Genomic DNA, 20,446 nt, shown 5'->3' with positions numbered 1-20,446 from the left:
GAAATCGCGCCCCCGGCTTCAAGGTCTCGTCCATCGCCCCCGGCCGGGGGATTTTTCCCAGCGCTTTGAGTGCGTCGCCCTGCAAACCAAGGATTGCCCGAACATGTGCACCTCCCCTCTTTCGTTGCAAAGGCTGCTTCCCGGCATTGCGCTGCTGTACGCCGTGGCGTTTTTCATCTCGTTTCTGTCCGGCGTGCCGCTGGCCATCGCCGCGCCCCTGCACGCCCTGACCGTGTACGGCGAACCACCCAAATACCCGGCTGATTTCAAACATTTTGATTACGTCGATCCGTACGCGCCCAAAGGCGGCTCGCTGAGTCGCGCGTCCGAAGAAATCGGCCAGTACAACTACCTCACGCCCTACGTCGATCAGGGCATTTCCGTGAGCCAGATCGATACCTGGGTCTATTCACCGCTGGCCTATCGCTCGCTGGACGAGCCCTACACGGTGTATGGCCTGGTTGCGCAAAAGCTGGAGCGCGACCCGGACAATCTGTGGGTGCGCTTTTACCTCAACCCCAAGGCGCGGTTCGACGATGGCAGCCCGATCACTGCCCAAGACGTGAAGTACACCTATCAGACCCTGATCACCCAGGGCAGCTTCAGCTATCGGCCGCTGTATGCCGACGTCAAGGATGTGGTCATCGAAGCGCCGGGGCAGATTCGCTTCGACTTCAAGAGCAACCTCAATCGGACCCTGGCGCTGGATCTGGCGAGCATGCGTGTGCTGCCGGAACATTGGTGGAAGACCCGGGACTTCACCAAGGGAGGCGGTTTCGAACCACCGCTGGGCAGCGGGCCCTACCGCGTGTCGCGGGTGGATGCCGGGCGCAGCGTGAGTTTCGAGCGGGTGAAAGACTGGTGGGCCAAGGACCTGCCGGTCAGTCGCGGGCTGTACAACTTCGACGCGCTGACGGTGAATTTCTATGGCGATGTCGACGTTGCCCGGCAACTGGTGCAAGCCGGCAGCTTCGACTACAACCGCGAGTTTTCCTCCTCCGGCTACATAGTCGGTTATACCGCGCCAAGCGTGCAGGACGGTCGCTTGCAAAAGACCATCCTGGCGAAAAAACGCCCGGTGGCCGGCCAGGGTTTCGTGTTCAACCTCGACAGGCCGGTGTTTCAGGACCGGCGTGTGCGCGAGGCGCTGGCCATGCTCTGGGATTTCGAATGGGTCAATGGCCAGATCATGCGCAACTTCTATGTGCGCGAAGAGAGCTACTTTCCCAAGAGCGACATGGCCGCCAGCGAACCGCCGGATGCCCAGGAGTTGCAGATTCTCGAGCCGCTTCGGGGCAAGGTGCCCGATGAGGTGTTTACCCAGGTCTGGCATGCGCCGAAGACCGATGGCAGCGGTTATATACGCGATAAACAGCTCAAGGCCCTGAAGCTGCTGGCCGACGCCGGGTGGCATGCGAAAAACAATCGGCTGGTCAACGCCGCCAGGCAACCTCTCGAATTCTCTTTCCTCGACGGTCAGGGCGGTTTCGAGCGTCTGGTGCTGCCCTATAAAAGGGTGCTGGCGCAGATCGGCATCTCGTTGAATTTCCGTCGGGTCGATTCAGCGCAGTACATCAACCGGCTCAACAGCCGTGACTACGACATGATCGTGGTCACCCTGCCCAACAACGGCAATCCGATCCTGTCACCAGGTCGGGAGCTGTACAACCTGTTCGGCTCTCAGAGCGCCCGCCAGGTCGGCAGCTCCAACGCGATGGTCCTGCGCAATCGGGCCGTGGATTCGCTCATCGACGGGCTGGTCGGCGCCAACAGTCGCAACGACATGCAGCATTACGCCCGGGCACTGGACCGGGTGTTGTTGTGGGGCTTCTACATGATTCCGAATTACTACTCGCAAGGCACTCCGGTGGTGTACGCCAACCGCTTCGGCAAACCGCAGGTCGAGCCGATTTACGACGTGGGGCTGGAAAGCTGGTGGCAGATCAGCCCCACGCCTTTGACCAATGACCAAATGGCTGCGCGCCTGGCGCCGCAAATCAGCGCGCAGCCACATGTGCCATCGCCTGCGACCGGGGAGGAACGTTGACATGCTGGTTTATGCAATGCGGCGTCTGCTGCTGATCATTCCCACCCTGCTGTGCATTCTGGTGGTCAACTTTCTCATCGTTCAGGCCGCACCAGGCGGCCCCGTCGAACAGGCGATTGCCCGGGTTCAGGGCCTGAGTCCAGCGGCGGGGATCGGCGGCGGAGGCGGAGAAGTTGCGGCGTCCGGGGCGGTGAGCCGCAGTTCACAGGGGCTGGACCCGGAGCTGGTCGAAGCGATCAGGCATCAGTACGGTTTTGACAAACCGATGCACGAACGCTTGTGGCTGATGCTCACCCACTACGCGCAGCTGGATTTTGGCAGCAGCTTTTTTCGTGGCGCGACGGTGACCGGCCTGATTGCTCAGAAACTGCCGGTCACCCTTTCACTGGGGCTTTGGGCCACGCTGATTACCTACCTGATCTCGATCCCGCTGGGCATTCGCAAAGCGGTGCATCACGGCAGCCGCTTCGATGTCTGGAGCAGCACGCTGATCATCGTCGGCTATGCGGTGCCGGCATTTCTGTTCGCCATTGCACTGATCGTGGTGTTCGCCGGGGGCAGCTACCTGAGCTGGTTTCCGGCACAGGGACTGTTTTCCGATGACTTCGAAAGCCTGTCGACCCTGGGCAAGGTGCGTGACTACCTGTGGCACCTGGTGCTGCCGGTCAGTGCGTTGGTGATCGGCGGCTTCGCCACCCTGACCATCCTCACCAAGAACAGCTTCCTCAATGAAATCAGCCGCCAGTATGTCGTCACGGCGCGGGCCAAGGGCCTGAGCGAGCATCGCGTGCTGTATGGCCATGTGTTCCGCAATGCGATGTTGCTGGTGGTCGCGGGCATTCCCGGCGCACTGACCGAGGTGTTCTTCGCCGGTTCCTTGTTGATCGAAACCATCTTCGGGCTGGATGGCATCGGCCGCATGAGTTACGAGGCAGCGGTGTCCCGCGACTACCCGGTGGTGTTCGGCACGCTGTTTCTGTTCACCCTGTTCGGCCTGCTGATCAAGCTGGTGGGCGATCTTTGCTACACCCTGGTCGATCCGCGCATCGACTTTTCCGCGAGGAGCGCCTGATGTTCGAGTTTTCTGCGCAAAGCAAGCGGCGCATGGCCAACTTCAAAGCCAATCGACGGGGTTGGTGGTCGCTGTGGATTTTTATCGCGCTGCTGTTGATCTGCCTGTGTGGCGAACTGATCGCCAACGACCGGCCGCTGCTGGTCAGTTATCAAGGCCAGTTGTATTACCCGACCCTGCACCCGTACCTGGAAACCGATTTCGGTGGCGAGCTACCGTTCGAGCCGGACTACGCCAGCGACTACGTGCATAAGCTGATCGAGTCCAAGGGTGGCTGGATGATGTTCGCGCCGATCCCCTTCAGCTACGACACCGTCAATTACGACCTTAAAGAGCCCTCGCCCAGCCCACCCAGCTCGCGTAATTGGCTGGGGACCGACGAGCAGGCGCGGGACGTGATGGCACGCGTCCTGTTCGGCACGCGGGTGTCGATCCTGTTCGCCTTGCTGCTGACCGCTATAAGTACCGTGATCGGTGTGTTCGCCGGGGCGGTTCAGGGCTATTACGGCGGCCTGGCGGACCTCATCGGCCAGCGTCTGCAGGAGATCTGGTCGGGGCTGCCGGTGTTGTATCTGTTGATCATTCTTTCGGGCTTCGTCGAGCCGAACTTCTGGTGGCTGCTGGGGATCATGGCGCTGTTCTCGTGGCTGGCGCTGGTGGATGTGGTGCGTGCCGAGTTCCTGCGCGGACGCAATCTGGAATACGTCAAGGCCGCCCGCGCCCTGGGCCTGAGCGACAGCGCGCTGATGCTGCGGCACATCCTGCCCAACGCCATGACCAGCACCCTCACCTACCTGCCGTTCATCGTGACCGGTGCCATCGCCACGTTGACCGCGCTGGACTTCCTCGGTTTTGGCATGCCGGCGGGCAGTGCGTCCCTGGGCGAACTCGTGGGCGAGGCCAAGCGCAACCTGCAGGCGCCCTGGCTGGGCCTGACCGCCTTTTGCGTGCTGGCGCTGATTCTTTCCCTGCTGGTGTTCATCGGCGAAGCCTGCCGCGACGCTTTCGATCCGCGAACCTGAGGACGCGACATGACTGAAACATTGATCGACATCCGTGGCTTACGGGTTGCCTTTAACGGCAGCGAGGTGGTTCATGGCATCGACCTGACCATCCGCCGTGGCGAATGCCTGGCGCTGGTGGGCGAATCCGGCTCGGGCAAATCCGTGACGGCGCATTCGATCCTGCGGCTGCTGCCCGTCAAGAGCGTCAGCACCCAGGGTCAGATCCATTACAACGGCGTCGATCTGTTGCAAGCCAGCGATGCCCAACTGCGCGAGCTGCGCGGCAACCGCATCGCCATGATCTTCCAGGAGCCAATGACCTCGCTGAACCCGCTGCACACCGTGGAGAAGCAGATCGGTGAAATCCTTACGATGCACAAGGGCCTTAAGGGCAAAGCCGCTCGCGAACGCACGCTGGAACTGCTGGAACTGGTGGGCATCCACCAACCACTGCAGCGGCTCAAGGCCTATCCACATCAACTGTCCGGGGGCCAGCGGCAACGGGTGATGATCGCCATGGCCCTGGCCAACGAACCGGACTTGCTGATCGCCGACGAACCGACCACGGCGCTGGACGTCACCGTGCAGGTGAAGATCCTCGAACTGTTGAAAACCTTGCAGGCGCGTCTGGGCATGTCATTGCTGCTGATCAGTCATGACCTGAACCTGGTGCGCCGCATTGCACAACGGGTGTGCGTGATGCGTGGCGGCGAGATCGTCGAGCAGGCCGACTGTCAGGCACTGTTCGCCAACCCGCAGCACGCCTACAGTCGCTTACTGATCAATGCCGAACCCGACGGTGAGCCGGTGCCCAGTGTGCATCCGCAGACCTTGCTCTCGGTGGACGCACTGAAGGTCTGGTTTGCCCTGCCCAAGCGGCTGTTCAGTCGTCAGCGGCATTACATCAAGGCAGTGGACGGGGTGAGTTTCGAGCTGCTCAAGGGCAAGACGCTGGGGATTGTCGGTGAATCGGGGTCGGGTAAATCCACCTTGGGCCAAGCGATCCTGCGTCTGATCGATTCCGAGGGCAGTATCCGCTTTGGCAACAAGGAGCTGAGCCTGCGCAGCCAGCAGTTGATGCGCCCGTTGCGTAAACGCATGCAGGTGGTGTTTCAGGACCCGTTCGGCAGCCTCAGTCCGCGCATGACCGTACAGCAGATCATCGCCGAAGGGTTGCTGACCCACGGCATCGGCACCCCGCAGGAGCGCGAGCAGACGGTGATTCGGGTGCTGCGCGAAGTGGGCCTGGACCCGGAGAGCCGCCATCGCTACCCCCATGAGTTCTCCGGCGGGCAGCGGCAACGCATTTCGATTGCCCGCGCTCTGGTGCTCGAACCTGAGCTGATCCTGCTGGATGAGCCGACCTCGGCACTGGATCGCACGGTCCAGAAACAGATCGTTGCCCTGCTGCGTGACCTGCAGGTCCGCCACGGCCTGACCTACCTGTTCATCAGCCATGATCTGGCGGTGGTCCACGCCTTGGCCCACGATCTGATCGTGATAAAGGACGGTAAAGTGGTCGAGCAAGGAGAATCGCGCAAGATTTTTGCCGATCCTCAGCAGGCCTATACCCAGGAGTTGTTAAAGGCGTCGGGGTTGGCATTCGGGGCGTGATACGGACCTTGAGGCGTCAGGTACACCGCGCCGCTTTGCTGTCGGAGTAGGCGCATGACGAAAACCGGTTTGCAAGCCAGTGAGACACGCGAGGGTCTCCACCCTCTTCGTGAGCAAGCTCAGCTTCACCTCCGTGCTGATCCGGGCTCGACATTGCGTGATGTTGAGCCCGATCATCTTGCTACAGCTACTACACTCAAAGCCGAACAGCGTATCATCGCGCCCCCTGTTTTCTTTACCCGGTACCTTTCATGTCCACTTTTCCACTCGCCTCCGAACGCCGTGGCTGGTCATTCTGGTGGAAACCGCTGGTGTTTCTGCTGGTGGCAGCCATTGGTCTGTATTACGTCAAATGGTCGCCGTATTACTTGAAATCCTTCGTCGCTGCCGACACCCACAACATCGGCGGATCAGTCATCAACGACAACCCGGCCAACCCGTGGGTCGCCGCGCTGGCTTACGCTCAGGTCTACTTTCTGGCGATCTGGAAGGCTGCCGTGCTGGCCGTGATTCTCGGCTCGTTGGTGCAGGTGCTGATTCCGCGTGACTGGCTGCTGCGCCTGTTTGGCCGCGCCGGTCTGGGCTCGACCGTGCGAGGCGGCCTGTTCGCCCTGCCGGGCATGATGTGCAGCTGCTGCGCGGCGCCGGTGACGGCAGGCTTGCGCAAGCAGAACGTATCAGTGGGTGCGGCGTTAGCATTCTGGATCGCCAATCCGGTGCTCAACCCGGCCACCCTGGTGTTCATGGGCTTTGTGCTGGGTTGGGGATTCACAGCGTTGCGTGTGGTGGCGGGCATCGTGCTGGTGATCGGCGTATCACTGGTGGCCCAGCGTATCGCGCGGCCTGAGGCACTGCCGGAACAAGCAATCGAAGCGGTAGCCGATGCCGAACGACCTGATCAAGGCAGCCTGCTGACCCGTTGGGGCAAGACGATCTGGCCACTGTTCTGGACCACCATCCCGATCTATGTGATTGCGGTACTGGTGCTGGGCGCAGCGCGGGTCTGGCTGTTCCCGCATGTGGACGGCGCCATGGGCAACAACCTGCTTTGGCTGGTACCGCTGGCCATCGTCGGCACACTGTTCGTGATTCCGACGGCCGCCGAGATCCCTATCGTGCAGACTTTGATGACGTTGGGGCTGGGCACCGCGTCGAGCGTGGCGTTGCTGATGACACTGCCCAGCGTGAGCCTGCCGTCGCTGCTGATGCTGCGTAAATCGTTTGATCGTAAAGTCCTGGTGACCGTGGCGGTGCTGACCATGGTCGTCGGTGTGGTGAGCGGGCTTATCGGTGCTGCGGTCTTATGACCGGTCACATGCCTCTTGCCATCACATAAACGGCATGGCCTTGGGGCGCAGGGATCTTCTACGAGCAGGGTCCGGGTGGTCGGCCATATCGCTACTGACTGGCACACCCGGCCCCTAAAGATGACGAACAAGCCGGAACTGGCTGACACTCCGGCCCCCACATGTAGGAACGAATTCATTCGCGAGGGGCCTGTACATCCGACACTCCCCTACCGCTCGAACTGCCGCTTCGCGAATGAATTCGCTCCTACAGGGAGATTCTCGACAAGCCGATATTCTTGAGCACGGGCCGCTTATCGGGACGGGTTTGATCGCCTTATGGATTAACGAGGCGACCGAGCCGCTCTGTACTTCAGGTATTCGACAACTGCAGTCTGATCCCCCGCAAACTCGATCCGCGCATTTTTACTGTCGCGCTGATAGGCGTACATCGGGTCGTAGTATTCGCTGAGCATGGCGCTGATCCAGGCCCGATGCTGATCGACATCACCACTGCGCTGCTGTTCCAGAAGGGCGCTGTCCATGATCACCGACAGACGCTGGTGACGCTCGCCGCCCAGCCGCCGAACGATGCTGGACAGGCTTTGCTGCAAACGCTCGGCATAGGCCTCGAAACCCGTCTCGATGCCCTCGACTGCGATGAACTCGGCACAGAGGTCGATCACGTAATCCTTGAGGATCCGCTCGACACGGCCCTCCAGGCGGTCCTCCAGCCAAACCAGCGGCGCCGCCTGCATGGTGCGGTACAACGCCAGTGGCACGGCTCGACTGCCGACGATGCGGCCTTCATCCTCGATGACGAACTGATGCACGTTGCGGGCGCGTTTTTTCAGGATGTCGACGGACAGCAGGTTCTCGAAGTCGATCTGCCCCGGCTGCGGTGTGGCGTGCTTGCCGAAGCTTGAGCCGCGATGATTGGCATGGCCTTCCAGGTCCAGCCCGTTGTCCAGTTGCTGCAACACCTCGGTCTTGCCGGTGCCGGTCAGGCCGCCGATCAGCACGAAGTCGCATTCGGTAACAGCCTGTTCGGTGACCCCAAGCAGGTAAGTCCGCATGGCCTTGTAGCCGCCGATGATCCGCGGGTACTGAATGCCCGCCTCGGTCTCAAGCCACTGCTGGGTGATCTGCGAGCGCAGGCCGCCGCGAAAGCAATACAGAAACCCGTCGGGATGCTGCCTGGCGAATGCTGCCCAGGTTTCAATACGCGCCTGCTTGAGTTCGCCGCCGACCAGTTTGTGACCCAGCTCGATGGCGGCTTCCTGGCCATCCTGTTTGTAGCGGGTACCGACCTTCTGCCGTTCGATGTCGTTCATCAACGGCAGGTTGATCACCCCGGGAAAGGCCCCTTTGGTGAACTCAACCGGCGCACGCACATCCATCATCGGGATGTCGTGCAGAAAAATGTCGTGAAACCGGGCGCTGTTCTCGCGCATCAGAACACCTCGACGGCGAGTCGCTGTCGCTCCACCAGTTCGCCGATCGGCGCCAGCCTCAGGCCCAATTCGGTCGCCAGCGCAAGAAACGCGTGTTCCTCAGCAGGCTCGACGGCAATCAACAGCCCACCGCTGGTCTGCGGGTCGCACAACAGCCATTTCTGCGCGTCGCTCAGTTCACCGATGCGCTCGCCATAACTGTCGAAGTTGCGATGAGTACCGCCAGGAATGCAGTTTTGCTCGATGTAGAAATCGACGCTGCCCAGGCGCGGAACAGCCGCAGCATTAAGGCGCGCGGTGAGTCCGCTGCCATCGGCCATTTCCACCAGATGGCCCAACAGGCCAAAGCCGGTGACATCGGTCATGGCCGTGACGCCGGCCAGTCTCGAAAAACGGCTGCCGGGTTTATTCAAGGTGCACATGACATCCCGCGCCAGGCCCACGTCCTCATCGCGCAGCACGCCCTTTTTTTCCGCCGTGGTGAGAATGCCGATGCCCAGCGGCTTGGTCAGATACAACCTGCAACCGACGGTGGCCGTGTCATTGCGTTTCATGAAGCGCTTTTCCACCAGCCCGGTCACGGCCAGACCGAAAATCGGCTCTGGGGCATCGATGGAGTGGCCGCCCGCCAGGGGAATACCGGCTGCGTCACACACCGCCCGACCGCCACGGATCACCTCGCGGGCGATTTCCGGGGCCAGCACGTTGACCGGCCAGCCGAGAATCGCGATGGCCATCAGCGGGTCGCCACCCATGGCGTAGATATCACTGATCGCATTGGTGGCAGCAATGCGCCCGAAATCGAAAGGGTCGTCGACGATGGGCATGAAGAAATCGGTGGTGGAAACCACACCCTTTTCGTCATCGATGGCATAGACAGCGGCGTCATCACGGGAGGCATTGCCCACCCACAGGCGCGGGTCGAGGTTCTGCGCGCCGCTGCCGGCGAGAATCGTTTCCAGGATTTTGGGAGATATCTTGCAGCCGCATCCGGCGCCGTGACTGTATTGGGTAAGACGAACCGTATCGTTCATGGGAAGCCCCTGGGTTTCAAGGCGCTGAAGTCTAACAGAGGCAGAGCCGCTCAGTGATTCGAGCGGACATTCGGCCAGCCTTGGGCCGCTGACAGGCATCCTGAGAGGAACGATGCGTCAGCTCAGTGCCTCGCCATCGCCCGCGCACTCAGCACCTGTGCCAGCAGCAGCGCGCCGACGCACAGCAGCGCGTCACGCAGGCCGATGGCGTGTGCGGCAAAGCCGATCAGCGCAGGGCCAAGCAGAATGCCGCAATAGCCGATGCCGGTAATCACCGCAATCGCCAAGCCCGCCGGCATTGCCTTCTGCATTCCGACAACGGAGCAATAGACCGGAAAGGTGTTTGACAGCCCAAGCCCGATCAACGCAAACCCAAGCAGGAACAGCGGCCAGGGTTGCAGCAGTACCGCCATGGCGAACCCGAGCATGACCAGCAGGCCGCCGCCGATCAGCAGCTTCACGGAGCCGAAGTGATTTCTCAAGGCATCACCGGAGAACCGGCCAGCGGCCATGGCCAGGGAGAATATCGCGTAGGCACCACCGGCGATTGAAAGATCGATCTGATGCGCCCGGTTGAGGAACACCGCGCTCCAGTCAAGGACGGCACCTTCGACCAACAGCGCGATGAAGCACAGCATGCCGATGATCAGCACCTTGGCAGATGGCATTGAGAAAGGCGCGCCGGGGTCATCAGCGCCATGGGGTACCAGATGCCGGGCGTGCCAGAGCAAGAGAGTGGCGATGATCACGACCACCACCGACACCGCCAGCAAGGGTGAAACACCGACCCACAACAACAGGGTCATCACCAGTGCACTGGTGATGCCGCCGAGGCTGAACAGCCCATGAAAGCCTGACATCAGCGGTCGTCCGTGGTCGCGCTCGACCATCAACCCCTGCACGTTCATTGCCACATCAATGCTGCCCAAGCCCGCACCGAACAGCGCAAGCGCAACCGCCAAGGCGCTAAACGACGACAGTGTCGCCAATAGCGGCAGCATGCAGCAAATCAGCAGCCCACCCGTCACCGCGACAAAGCGGCATCCCTTACGTGTGGTCATTGCACCTGCGAGCGGCATGGTCAGCATCGACCCCAGCCCGAAGCACAACAGCAGCAGGCCCAACTGCGCCTCCTCCAGCCCCGCCCGCTGCCGGGCAAACGGCACCAGCGGCGCCCACGCGCCAAGTGCCATGCCCGAGAGCAGGAACGTCAGTCGATAGCTCATCAGATGGATAAGCGTAGGGGTTTTAAGGGGTTGGGCGATGGTCAAAGGATCAATCCGGCGTCTGAGGTTTATAAGGATACGGCTGCGCAGCGCCGCTTCGGTTCAACCCGAAGCACTGTCGGAGAAGTTGCAGTTACAACTCAAGCCAATGCCCCCAAGCCAAGCCCAGATACGCAAACGCTGCTGAGCCTGTGGGCGCTGCTGGAGCTGTGCGACAGTGGCGAAGGCGGCGTATCAGGCAACGCTGCGCTGACTGAACGACTGCTTTCGCCGCCTTCGTAACCTCCGACTCTCCCACCAGCATTGCGGTATTGCGGTGTTGCGGTCCCCGGCGGCGGGTTAGATCATCGGCGCGGCCATACTGACCACACGCAGGGCCAATCCTTCATAAGCGTCCAGGGTAATGGTGAAGTCGCCCTCCTCGGTCAGGTCACCCTCGACCCGCTCGTTGATGATGTCCACCACTGGCCCCGGTGCGATGCCTGGCAAGTGCAGGGTTTCGACAATGGCTTCGGCACTGAAGTTAAGCGCCGTGATCTGCGTGCCTTTTCCGGCAGGCAGTTCGTGAACCATGATCAACAGGCCAGGGTGCTCGACGTCGGGAATCAATATCTGACGGCTGGCGGCGATGTCGTACGCCCGGCGCACGGCGAGGATTTTTTTCAACTGCGAAGCAAAGGAGTCCGGCTGCTGAAGTTGATCCGGCAGGCTGCCATACAGGGTTTTCGGCCGCGGCATCCCTCCTGCCGAGATTTCAGAGTCAGGATCCAGATCCACCAGATCGTAAGCGCCGCGATGAATCCAGCGCGTATCGCCATCGCCCATCAGATGCGCAACCTGCTCGGCCGGCAGCGGCAAAGCGCCCACCAGATCCCAACCCGACAAGGCGAACACCCCAGGTTGCATGGCGTTGAACATCACCAGCAGCAGGTGGATGTGCTTGATTTTTTCGACATCTGCCGCAGTAATGCTGTCCAGATCGCGAATGCCCAGTGCGGCAGTAATGATACTGGCGGTGGTGCAGGAGACGCCGTTGGTGACGAACTTCAGATTGTACGGCGCATGCTCACCTGCAAGCCGCTCATACATCTCTTCACGAATATGCTCACGCAGGATGTTCCCAGGGAAGGTCTGGCCCTGATACAGGTACTGGTCGTGGGCATGCAGGGTCCAGAAATGCACCAGCTCGAGGGTCAGCTCATCATGGTTCTGCAGGGCGTGGATCAGCGAAGCCGGGTCGATACCAAACTCATGAACCTGACGCAGCATCAGGCGCAGAAATTCGGTTCTACCGGTCAGCAACGCATGCTGATAGGCAGGACGGGTGATGAAGTCATAAGACAAATCGGCGCCACCGTGAGACATGGCCGCGATGTCATCGATGGTCAGGTTTAGCTCCTGAAAACTGAAGCCCCCTGCTTTGCGGATCGCCCCCGCCAGCAGCTGGTTACCGGTGATCGACAGCGGATGGCTCTCGGACCACGCCGTCCCTTCGGCCTTACGCTCCACACCGAGGAAGCCGTTGGCGTCAAGACGCAGCACCCGTGCGCCCATCACGTCGATGGCATGCAGTGCGTCGCCAATGATCATCTGCTGTGCAGCGAAGCTGGGGTCCAGCCAGTTCAACGACGGCTGGCCTTCCTTGAAGTAATGCAGGTAGACCCAACGTCGGGCTTTGCCATCGACGCCGGTGATCACCGGCGTCGCGCTCCAGTCGGTTTCCTTGACCCCGGGTTCGAAGAAAATCACCCGTTGCAACTGACCCACGATGTAGTGCTTGTCTCTGAGGATATCGACGGTGGCTGGCGGCAGGTTCACAGCGTCTCGCCCCTGCGGGACCTCAGGCAGCAGCGCCCAGTCCTCTTCCTTGATTTCGACCATGTGGTAAAGGCCGGGGTATTCCTCGTACGCCAGTTCGGCCAGACGGAAGTCCGCCCCCTTGCCGGTATGCGAAGGAATCACATCATCGACGATGACCGCATTGTGGGCCGCAGCGATACGGCTGAGATTGAGGAACTGAGCATCGGTGCCCAGATCGGCATCGACTTCGAAGCTGATCCGGTCGAAATTGCCATCGATGCTAGGCGTTTTCTCGCGGCCTTTAAGGCCGCCGGAGGCTTTCAGCGGGCCATTGTGGATGCCCTGGATGCCAATCTCGGACAAGGCGTGCCAGAGCTTTTCATCGCCCAGCGCTTCTAGAACCGAGCCGCCTTCGCGGGTAATGATCGAGGCCGGGTAAGCGGTGAACCACACCGAGGCGATCGCCGAAGCGTCTCGCGGCCGGGCCTGCGCATAGGGACGCTGCCAGAGTCGGCCCTGGCCGCCATAGAGTTTGGCGCGTTGCTGTGCTGCGTGGAGCATCGACTGTTCAACCAGCCATTCCACGTACTGCTTGTCCGGTGTGCTCATAGGGTCCAGGGTTCCGTCTTCAAATGAATTGCAGAGGACGCCCACGGCGCTGATGCGCATGATTGGGGACGATTCTGTCTACGCCGTTGCTTATGTCTATGAGCGTGGACGAACGTAAACGTTGCATCGAAAAAAGCCCGAATGCCCTTAGACCCGCGCGGCGTTGATGATGAACTCCTGATAACCCGACACAATCACGTATCCGGCGAAGTAACAGAAGATCGCCGCCGAAAGCCAATAGGAATACCTGAGAAGCTTGTCGCCCAGCAGGCGCCCGCCTTGGCTTGCGGCAAAGCAGATGAATGCACACCAGGCTACGCCCGCGCTGAAAAACCCGGACAGGAAGAAGGCAGTACTCAGATCGCCATGCCCGCCCGCCTGCGAGATCAACGTCCCGCCCACCACCGCGAACCACAATATGGCGGTCGGCGAAGAAACCGCGAGGAACACGCCTCGGGAGAACTCGCGCAAACCTGAGCGGTTGTCCACTTCGTCGGCAATCGCCAGCCCACTGCGACTGCTCAAGGCCGCCATCACCATCTTCACGGCAAAGCCGATCAACAGCACCGAACCACCGATCCACAATGCCCAGCGCACCCACTCGTATTGCAACAGGACGGTCATGCCGGCCAGCGCCAGAATCGCGTAAACCAGGTCACCGAAGCAGGTGCCGAGCCCCAACCAGAAACCCTGCAGATACCCGCGCTGCATGGCCAGCGTAATCATCGCTATGTTGGCCACGCCGATGTCCAGGCACAGGGAAAGGCTCAGCAAAAACCCGCTGGTGAACTCCATGTTGATATCCATCCGGTTGCAATCAAAGGAAGGGGTGAAAAAGTCAGCGCGCAGGATAGCGGGATCGAGCGGGTTTGCCGATGGTGAGCTTGTCGAGGCTCAAGAATCATGATTGCACAAGAGACGGTGTGCGGGCCGAGACAATGCGGCAGCCGCTGACCCGGTTCTACCACTGCATGCCATCGCGTGCCACCGAGTGACGGTTTGATGCCATCGAACTTATGGATATTGGTCCGGCGCTGGACCGGTTGCGCGCATTGCTGATTGGCATGACCTGGCCCGGCCCTGTGCCAGCGCATTCGATTGAACTTCCCGGCCGCGGGCCTGCCGACTACAGAGGCGTCGGACACACCGTCCGCTAATAATGGAGGCCCTCTCATGCCTGATTCAAATGGCAAGGTTCGTTACGCAGTCGTCGCAGGAGGCTGGATTTCCCAAGGCGCTTTCATGCCTGGGCTGGAACAGACCGATAACTCGGTCATGACTGCGTTGGTGACCGGCGATCCGGTAAAAGCCGACGAACTTGCGGCGCTGTACGACCTCAAGAGCTATCACTATGACGATTTCGCCACCCTGCTCAGTTCGGGTGAAATCGACGCGATCTATCTGGCCACACCCAATTTCCGACACCGTGAATTTGCCGTTCCCGCATTGGAGGCCGGTATTCACGTCCTGTTGGAAAAACCGATGGCCGCCAGCGAGGAGGATTGCATCGCGATTGCCGAAGCAGCGAAACACTCGAAGGCCAAGCTGATGGTCGCCTATCGCCTGCATTTCGAACCCGGTACGGTCGAGATGGTCCACCGCGTTCGCTCCGGCGACATCGGCGAGCCGCGCCTCTTTACCGCGACATTCGCGCAGACCACCGATCCGGCCAACCATCGCATGCAAAGCGGCTTCGGCGCCGGGCCGGTGGCCGACATGGGGCCGTATCCGATCAACGCCGTGCGTAGCCTGTTCGGGGCCGAGCCACTGGAAGTACATGCCGTTGGGATCAAGACGCCGGGGCGAGAAATCAACACTTACGACACCGTTAACGTCACCTTGCGTTTTGCTGAAGAAAGGCTGGCAACCTTCACGGTCAGCTACAGTCTGCCCGCCACCGAACGCTTTCAGCTGATCGGCACCAAGGGTGAATTCGAGGCATCGCCGTGCTTTGGATTTGGTGAAGGCGTAGCGATTGCCTACAGGGCAACCATCGACGGTAAGACCACCGAGCACAATCATCCGGTAGTGGATCAATTCGGTGGCCAGACCCAGTATTTTTCCGACTGCATCCTGCAGGATCGCGAGCCTGAGCCCGACAGTGACGAAGGCTGGCGCGATGTGCGCATCGTGGCCGCCGTAGAGCGCGCATTGAGCACCGGACAACCACAAAAACTCGAGCCGCTGCCGGAGCGTCCCGGGATCAGTGTCGAACAGGCACGCCGGCTGCCACTGGCGAAAGTACCGCCTTATATCAACACCGATGAGCCTAATGCCTGAGGGAGCTGACCCGTCTGCCCATTAAGGCCCGCGTGCTGAGCGCTCGATCTCAGCCATTTAATAACGATGGCTGAGATCAGCGGGCTGCTCAGGCACGCGCAAGCCTTCAGTTTCAGGCTCACTTTGAAGGCCACTGGAGGCCCCTACTTCCACGCCTTGCGGGTATAAAAATGCAGTTGTATGATGTCCGTCAACAACTGAATACCCTTCAGGCCAATCGTCACTGTGCCTCACGCAACCTCACAGATTCCCTGTCAGGCCCACTGCCTGACCGTTTCGACCCAAAAATAACAGGAGAAGCAGATGCCTAACGTTCTCGGCCAGAACTTCATCGGCGGCGCCCGCAGCGGCCTCGGCGAAGCGCGCCACAAGAGTCTGGATGCCACCACCGGCGAAGCCCTGCCCTACACCTTCCATCAAGCCACCGACGCCGAAATCGACGCCGCCGCACTGGCTGCCAAGGAAGCCTTCGTCGAATACCGCCAGCTGAGCCCGGCTCGACGCGCTGAGTTCCTCGATTCGATTGCCGACGAACTGGACGCCCTGGGCGATGACTTCGTTGCTCTGGTCTGTCAGGAAACCGCGCTACCTGCCGGTCGTATTCAGGGCGAACGCGGCCGCACCAGCGGCCAGATGCGCCTGTTTGCCAAGGTCCTGCGTCGCGGTGACTTCCTTGGGGCGCGCATTGATAAGGCCTTGCCAGATCGCAAGCCGCTGCCACGCGTAGATCTGCGCCAATACCGTATCGGCGTTGGCCCGATTGCCGTGTTCGGCGCGAGTAACTTCCCGTTGGCATTCTCTACGGCCGGTGGCGATACCGCCTCTGCACTGGCCGCCGGTTGCCCGGTGGTGGTCAAAGCGCACAGCGGTCACATGGCGACTGCTGACCTGGTGGGCAACGCGATCATCCGTGCCGCTGAGAAAACCGGCATGCCTAAAGGCGTGTTCAATATGATTTTCGGCAGCGGCGTTGGTGAAGGTCTGGTCAAGCACCCGGCCATTCAAGGCGTCGGCTTCACCGGCTCCCTGCACGGCGGCAACGCGCTGTGCAAACTGGCCGCCGAGCGTGCGCAACCCATCCCGGTATTTGCCGAGATGTCCAGCATCAACCCGGTCGTGCTACTGCCTGGCGCGCTGGCAGCCCGTGGCGCCACCATCGCCGGCGAACTGGCAGGCTCGGTTGTGATGGGCGCCGGTCAGTTCTGCACCAACCCGGGCGTGGTGATCGGCATTCGCTCCCCGGCTCTCACCGCGTTCACCGAACAGCTTAAAGAGCACATGGATGGGCAGGCGCCGCAAACCATGCTCAACGAAGGGGGTCTGCGCAGCTACAGCAAGGGCGTACAGAAGCTGCTGGATCACCCGAGCGTTACCCACCTGGCAGGTAAGGCGCAGGAAGGACGACAGGCTCAGGCCCAGCTGTTCAAGGCCCAGGTGAGCATGCTGCTCAATGGTGACGAACTGCTTCAGGAAGAAGTCTTCGGCCCAACCACACTGCTGATCGAAGTGGCCGACGACGCCGAACTGAAAGCCGCTCTGCTGGCGCTGCGCGGTCAACTGACTGCCACGCTGATCGGCGAAACGGCCGACCTGCAGAAATACCAATGGCTGGTGCCCGTCCTGGAAGAGAAAGTCGGTCGCATCCTGATCAACGGTTACCCGACTGGCGTGGAAGTCTCGGATGCCATGGTTCACGGCGGTCCGTACCCTGCGACATCCGACGCCCGCGGTACTTCCGTCGGCACTCTGGCCATTGACCGTTTCCTGCGCCCGGTCTGCTATCAGAACTACCCGGACAGCCTGCTGCCGGCCGCTTTGCAAAATGCCAACCCGCTAGGCCTCAACCGTCTGGTCAATGGCGAGTGGAGCAGCGACGTCATCGCTTGATGTGCATCTGATCCGCTAGCCCGGAAACGGCGCGTCCCGCACAGGACGCGCCGTTTTTTATGCCGGCATTGCCAGCACCGCACTGCACCGCTAGCATCCCCGCCACCCCGTTTACCCAGCCAGGAATACTTATATGAATGAAGAGCTACAGATCATCGACCTATTGCAGGGCACGGGTAAAGCAGCGGTCAAGGGTGCGCTGATCACCACGCACTATACCGGCACGCTGGAAGACGGCACGGTGTTCGATTCATCGTGGGAGCGTGGCAAGCCGTTTCAGTGTGTGATCGGGACCGGACGAGTGATCAAAGGCTGGGATCAGGGCCTGATGGGCATGAAAGTCGGCGGCAAACGCGAACTGAGGGTGCCCTCCCACCTGGCGTACGGCGAACGCAGCATGGGCGCCCACATCAAACCGAATTCGAACCTGATTTTCGAGATCGAATTGCTGGAAGTGTTGACCCGAGAGGATTGATGCAGTCGGTTCGGAAGCAGGACACATGGGCACCGTGCCTCGATCTGGCAGTGACATTTGCGGCGACGCACGCTCAGTCTTTGCCAGCACGCTGGCTTTTACAGGGAGTGCGGCGCCGCATACCCCGTGGCAGATGTCTTAGGTACGATGGCAGCGAACGCAACATCTGAGTCAACGAAGCATGTACAGCTGGCCTGCCCTTCAGGAAGCCACACTCGGCCCTGCCTTTATCAACACATTCGCCAGTTTGCGCGCCAGTTCTTCTTCCTTGTAGGGCTTTTGCACGATCAATTGTTGATCGACATCCAGAATGTCGATATCTGCAAAACCGGTGATGAACATGATCGGCAAACCCGGGTGCTCTCGTTTGATGATAAGGGCCAGCTCGGCGCCGGTCATGTTGGGCATGGCGAAGTCGGTCAGGACCAGTTCGATGCCGGGATCGAGCTTTTTCAGCGCGTCTTCGCCACTTTCCGCCTCGACCACCGAGTACCCCAGTGAACTGAGCATCATCGACGTCACTGAACGCACGTCCGGATCATCGTCAACCAGCAGGATGGTACGGTGCAGATCATCGGGACCGGCGTGGCCGGGCATGTCCGAAACGCTGGTCACCGGATTCGCAGTCAAGGCGATGCTGGGCAGAAATACCTTGATGGTGGTACCGGCATTTTCGGCCGTTTCAATACTGACCCCGCCCCCGGACTGCTTGGCGAAGCCGAAGACCTGCGCCAGCCCCAGCCCTGAACCCTTGCCCACCGCCTTGGTGGTAAAGAAGGGCTCGAAGGCTTTGGCCAGTACTTCCTGGCTCATGCCGCACCCTGAATCACTGACCGACAGCACGACATAGGCCCCAGGATCAGGGTCTTCGGGACGTTGGGGCAAGCGATAGACGACCTCGTTCCAGGTGCTCAAGCGCAACTGGCCACCCTGAATCATTGCATCGCGGGCATTGATCGCCAGGTTGAGGATGATCATCTCGGTTTGCGTCGGGTCGACCAGCGCACTCCACAGATCATCGGCCAGCTCGGTCTCCACCCACACGCTGCCGCCCAGCGCGCGGCCCAGCAACTCACGCATGCCGGCAATGGTGTCATTAAGGTTGAGGGCGACAGGTTCAAGGCGCTGGCGACGGGAGAACGACAGCAACTGGCTGGTCAATTTGGCACCGCGTTCGCCCGCCGAGCGAATGTTCTGCAGGCGCTGGGGAGACTTGGTGAACACGCCTTTTTCCAGATCCCGAGCCAGGAAGTTGGCACTGGTCAGAATGACCGTCAGCAGGTTGTTGAAATCATGCGCCACCCCGGCCGTGAGCTGGCCGACCACTTCAAGGCGCTGCATCTGCTGCAAAGCGGCTTCGACCCGCTCGCGCTCTTTGATCTGGTCGCGTAAACGTTTGTTGGTCGCCGCCAGTTCATCGACCACCGCACGTTCGCTGGTGATATCGCGCACAGCGGCATACATCAGCCCGTCATCGGGAACGATGGTCCAGGACAACCAGCGGAATCCGCCTTCGGCATGGCGCAGGCGGTTGACGAAACGGGTGGTGACATTGCCTTGGGCAACACTGGCGGTTTCGCGCAGCGTCGCTGCCAAGTCATCCAGATGAATGAGCTCGCCCAGGGACTGATCGTGAAAATCGGCACGGGTCCAGCCCAGGGTCGATTCCCAGGCAGGGTTCAGGGCAATCGGACTCAGGTCAAAACGCAGCACCGCTAGCAGTTCTCGTGACAACTCCCAGGTACGGTCGCGTTCGCGGGTTCGCTGCACCACCCGCTCCCCGAGGATTTCGTTGAGCTGGTACAGGGCTTGAGTCGACTGTTTGCGTTCGCTGACGTCCTGCATGACGCCAGTGAAGCGTACGCATTTACCGTCTTCGAACAACGAGCGGCCATTGGAGAACACCCAGCGCTCGGCATCATCGTCATCCACCAACAAGCGATGTTCGATCTGGAAGCCAGTGTCGGCAGCCAGGGCCGCCATGACCTTGCTGTGAAGCAACGCGCGATCGTCCGGATGGCAGTGGGAAAACATGAAGTCCATGCTCACCGGTGCATCGGCAGACAGCCCATAAAGGGTCTTGCAGCGCTCGTCCCAAATGAGGGTGTCGTTACGCGGATCATAGGTCCAGACGCCCATATCTGCCGCTTCGATCGCCAGATGCGCACGTACCTCGGCATCTTGCAGCGTGGCTTCGGCGTGCTGGCGCTTCTCGCGCTCGTACACCTCGGAGACTGCGCGCACGACCGCCTTGGGCAGCATTTTCAGGTTCTGCTTAAGCACGTAGTCAATCGCGCCCATGCGCATCATCTCGACCGCATGTTGTTCGCCGAAAATGCCCGACAGGAAAATGAATGGCGTCTGCGGCGCCAGGCGCAATGCGCTGTTCAGGACTTCCAGACCCGAGGATCCGGGCAACAGGTAATCGCTGAGAATCAGGTCGAAACGTCCGGTCGAGAGTTCTCTCTCCACCTCCTGGTGGTTGTAGACCAGGGTGGCGTCGATGGTTAGCCCGCTGGTCTCCAGGGTGAGCAAGGTCAGCTCGGCATCATGCGGACTGTCTTCGACCAGAAGCAACTTGAGTAGGGATAGCGGCATGGAAAGTCGTCATTTGTTGCGCAAAAGGCCTTTACCGCCAGCGAGTCGCGGAACGGGTCG

14 protein-coding genes are annotated in these 20,446 nt (G+C 60.7%); 8 read left to right on the top strand and 6 right to left on the bottom strand.

The window, feature by feature from the left end:
- Window positions 1-103 precede the first annotated feature (103 nt).
- The 5 genes from EC915_RS02800 (at window position 104) to EC915_RS02780 (ending at window position 7,044) form a co-directional block, all read left to right on the top strand.
- On the top strand, window positions 104-2,047 hold the full coding sequence (locus tag EC915_RS02800) for an extracellular solute-binding protein (protein ID WP_133748992.1): 1,944 nt from the start codon (window positions 104-106) through the stop codon (window positions 2,045-2,047).
- A gap of 1 nt (window position 2,048) precedes the next feature.
- The gene (locus tag EC915_RS02795; RefSeq protein ID WP_133748991.1) at window positions 2,049-3,119 is read left to right on the top strand and encodes a microcin C ABC transporter permease YejB; all 1,071 of its coding nucleotides are present in this window, start codon (window positions 2,049-2,051) and stop codon (window positions 3,117-3,119) included.
- The gene (locus tag EC915_RS02790) at window positions 3,119-4,141 is read left to right on the top strand and encodes an ABC transporter permease (protein ID WP_133748990.1); all 1,023 of its coding nucleotides are present in this window, start codon (window positions 3,119-3,121) and stop codon (window positions 4,139-4,141) included. Before EC915_RS02795 ends, EC915_RS02790 begins: the two co-directional genes overlap by 1 nt.
- Before the next feature lie 9 nt (window positions 4,142-4,150).
- Entirely contained in the window at window positions 4,151-5,737 is a 1,587-nt protein-coding gene (locus tag EC915_RS02785; protein WP_133748989.1) for an ABC transporter ATP-binding protein, read from the top strand.
- A gap of 251 nt (window positions 5,738-5,988) precedes the next feature.
- A complete protein-coding gene (locus EC915_RS02780; protein WP_133748988.1) occupies window positions 5,989-7,044 on the top strand; it encodes a permease in 1,056 nt (351 codons plus the stop codon).
- A gap of 323 nt (window positions 7,045-7,367) precedes the next feature.
- Here the strand turns inward: EC915_RS02780 and mnmH are convergent, their stop codons facing one another.
- The 5 genes from mnmH to EC915_RS02755 all read right to left on the bottom strand — a co-directional run bounded on the left by mnmH (window position 7,368) and on the right by EC915_RS02755 (window position 13,941).
- Window positions 7,368-8,477 (bottom strand): tRNA 2-selenouridine(34) synthase MnmH, encoded by a 1,110-nt coding sequence (gene mnmH / locus EC915_RS02775; RefSeq protein WP_133748987.1) that lies wholly within the window; start codon window positions 8,475-8,477, stop codon window positions 7,368-7,370.
- Window positions 8,477-9,511: a selenide, water dikinase SelD gene (gene selD, locus EC915_RS02770; RefSeq protein ID WP_133748986.1), complete on the bottom strand. Its 1,035-nt coding sequence runs from the start codon at window positions 9,509-9,511 to the stop codon at window positions 8,477-8,479. The genes mnmH and selD overlap by 1 nt, the downstream gene beginning before the upstream one ends.
- 122 nt (window positions 9,512-9,633) lie before the next feature.
- Window positions 9,634-10,782: an MFS transporter gene (locus EC915_RS02765; protein WP_256658631.1), complete on the bottom strand. Its 1,149-nt coding sequence runs from the start codon at window positions 10,780-10,782 to the stop codon at window positions 9,634-9,636.
- A gap of 294 nt (window positions 10,783-11,076) precedes the next feature.
- On the bottom strand, window positions 11,077-13,146 hold the full coding sequence (gene treS, locus EC915_RS02760) for a maltose alpha-D-glucosyltransferase (protein WP_133748985.1): 2,070 nt from the start codon (window positions 13,144-13,146) through the stop codon (window positions 11,077-11,079).
- 147 nt (window positions 13,147-13,293) lie between these two features.
- The gene (locus tag EC915_RS02755) at window positions 13,294-13,941 is read right to left on the bottom strand and encodes a LysE family translocator (protein WP_133748984.1); all 648 of its coding nucleotides are present in this window, start codon (window positions 13,939-13,941) and stop codon (window positions 13,294-13,296) included.
- 378 nt (window positions 13,942-14,319) lie between these two features.
- Between EC915_RS02755 and EC915_RS02750 the strand changes: the two genes are divergently transcribed.
- The 3 genes from EC915_RS02750 (at window position 14,320) to EC915_RS02740 (ending at window position 17,788) form a co-directional block, all read left to right on the top strand.
- Entirely contained in the window at window positions 14,320-15,426 is a 1,107-nt protein-coding gene (locus EC915_RS02750; RefSeq protein ID WP_133748983.1) for a Gfo/Idh/MocA family protein, read from the top strand.
- A gap of 303 nt (window positions 15,427-15,729) precedes the next feature.
- Window positions 15,730-17,313 (top strand): aldehyde dehydrogenase (NADP(+)), encoded by a 1,584-nt coding sequence (locus EC915_RS02745; protein ID WP_133748982.1) that lies wholly within the window; start codon window positions 15,730-15,732, stop codon window positions 17,311-17,313.
- Between the two features lie 133 nt (window positions 17,314-17,446).
- Window positions 17,447-17,788 (top strand): FKBP-type peptidyl-prolyl cis-trans isomerase, encoded by a 342-nt coding sequence (locus EC915_RS02740; RefSeq protein ID WP_133748981.1) that lies wholly within the window; start codon window positions 17,447-17,449, stop codon window positions 17,786-17,788.
- A gap of 201 nt (window positions 17,789-17,989) precedes the next feature.
- On the opposite strand, the gene EC915_RS02735 is transcribed toward EC915_RS02740, so the two are convergent.
- Window positions 17,990-20,386 carry a hybrid sensor histidine kinase/response regulator gene (locus tag EC915_RS02735; protein ID WP_133748980.1) on the bottom strand — a complete coding sequence of 799 codons (2,397 nt, stop codon included), beginning with the start codon at window positions 20,384-20,386 and terminating at the stop codon, window positions 17,990-17,992.
- Window positions 20,387-20,446: the final 60 nt, after the last annotated feature.

The sequence above is a fragment of the Pseudomonas sp. LP_7_YM genome (genome assembly GCF_004364435.1).
GTDB lineage: Bacteria > Pseudomonadota > Gammaproteobacteria > Pseudomonadales > Pseudomonadaceae > Aquipseudomonas.
The sequence above is the reverse complement of the archived record's forward strand: the minus strand, read 5'-3'. Positions and strand labels throughout refer to the sequence as shown.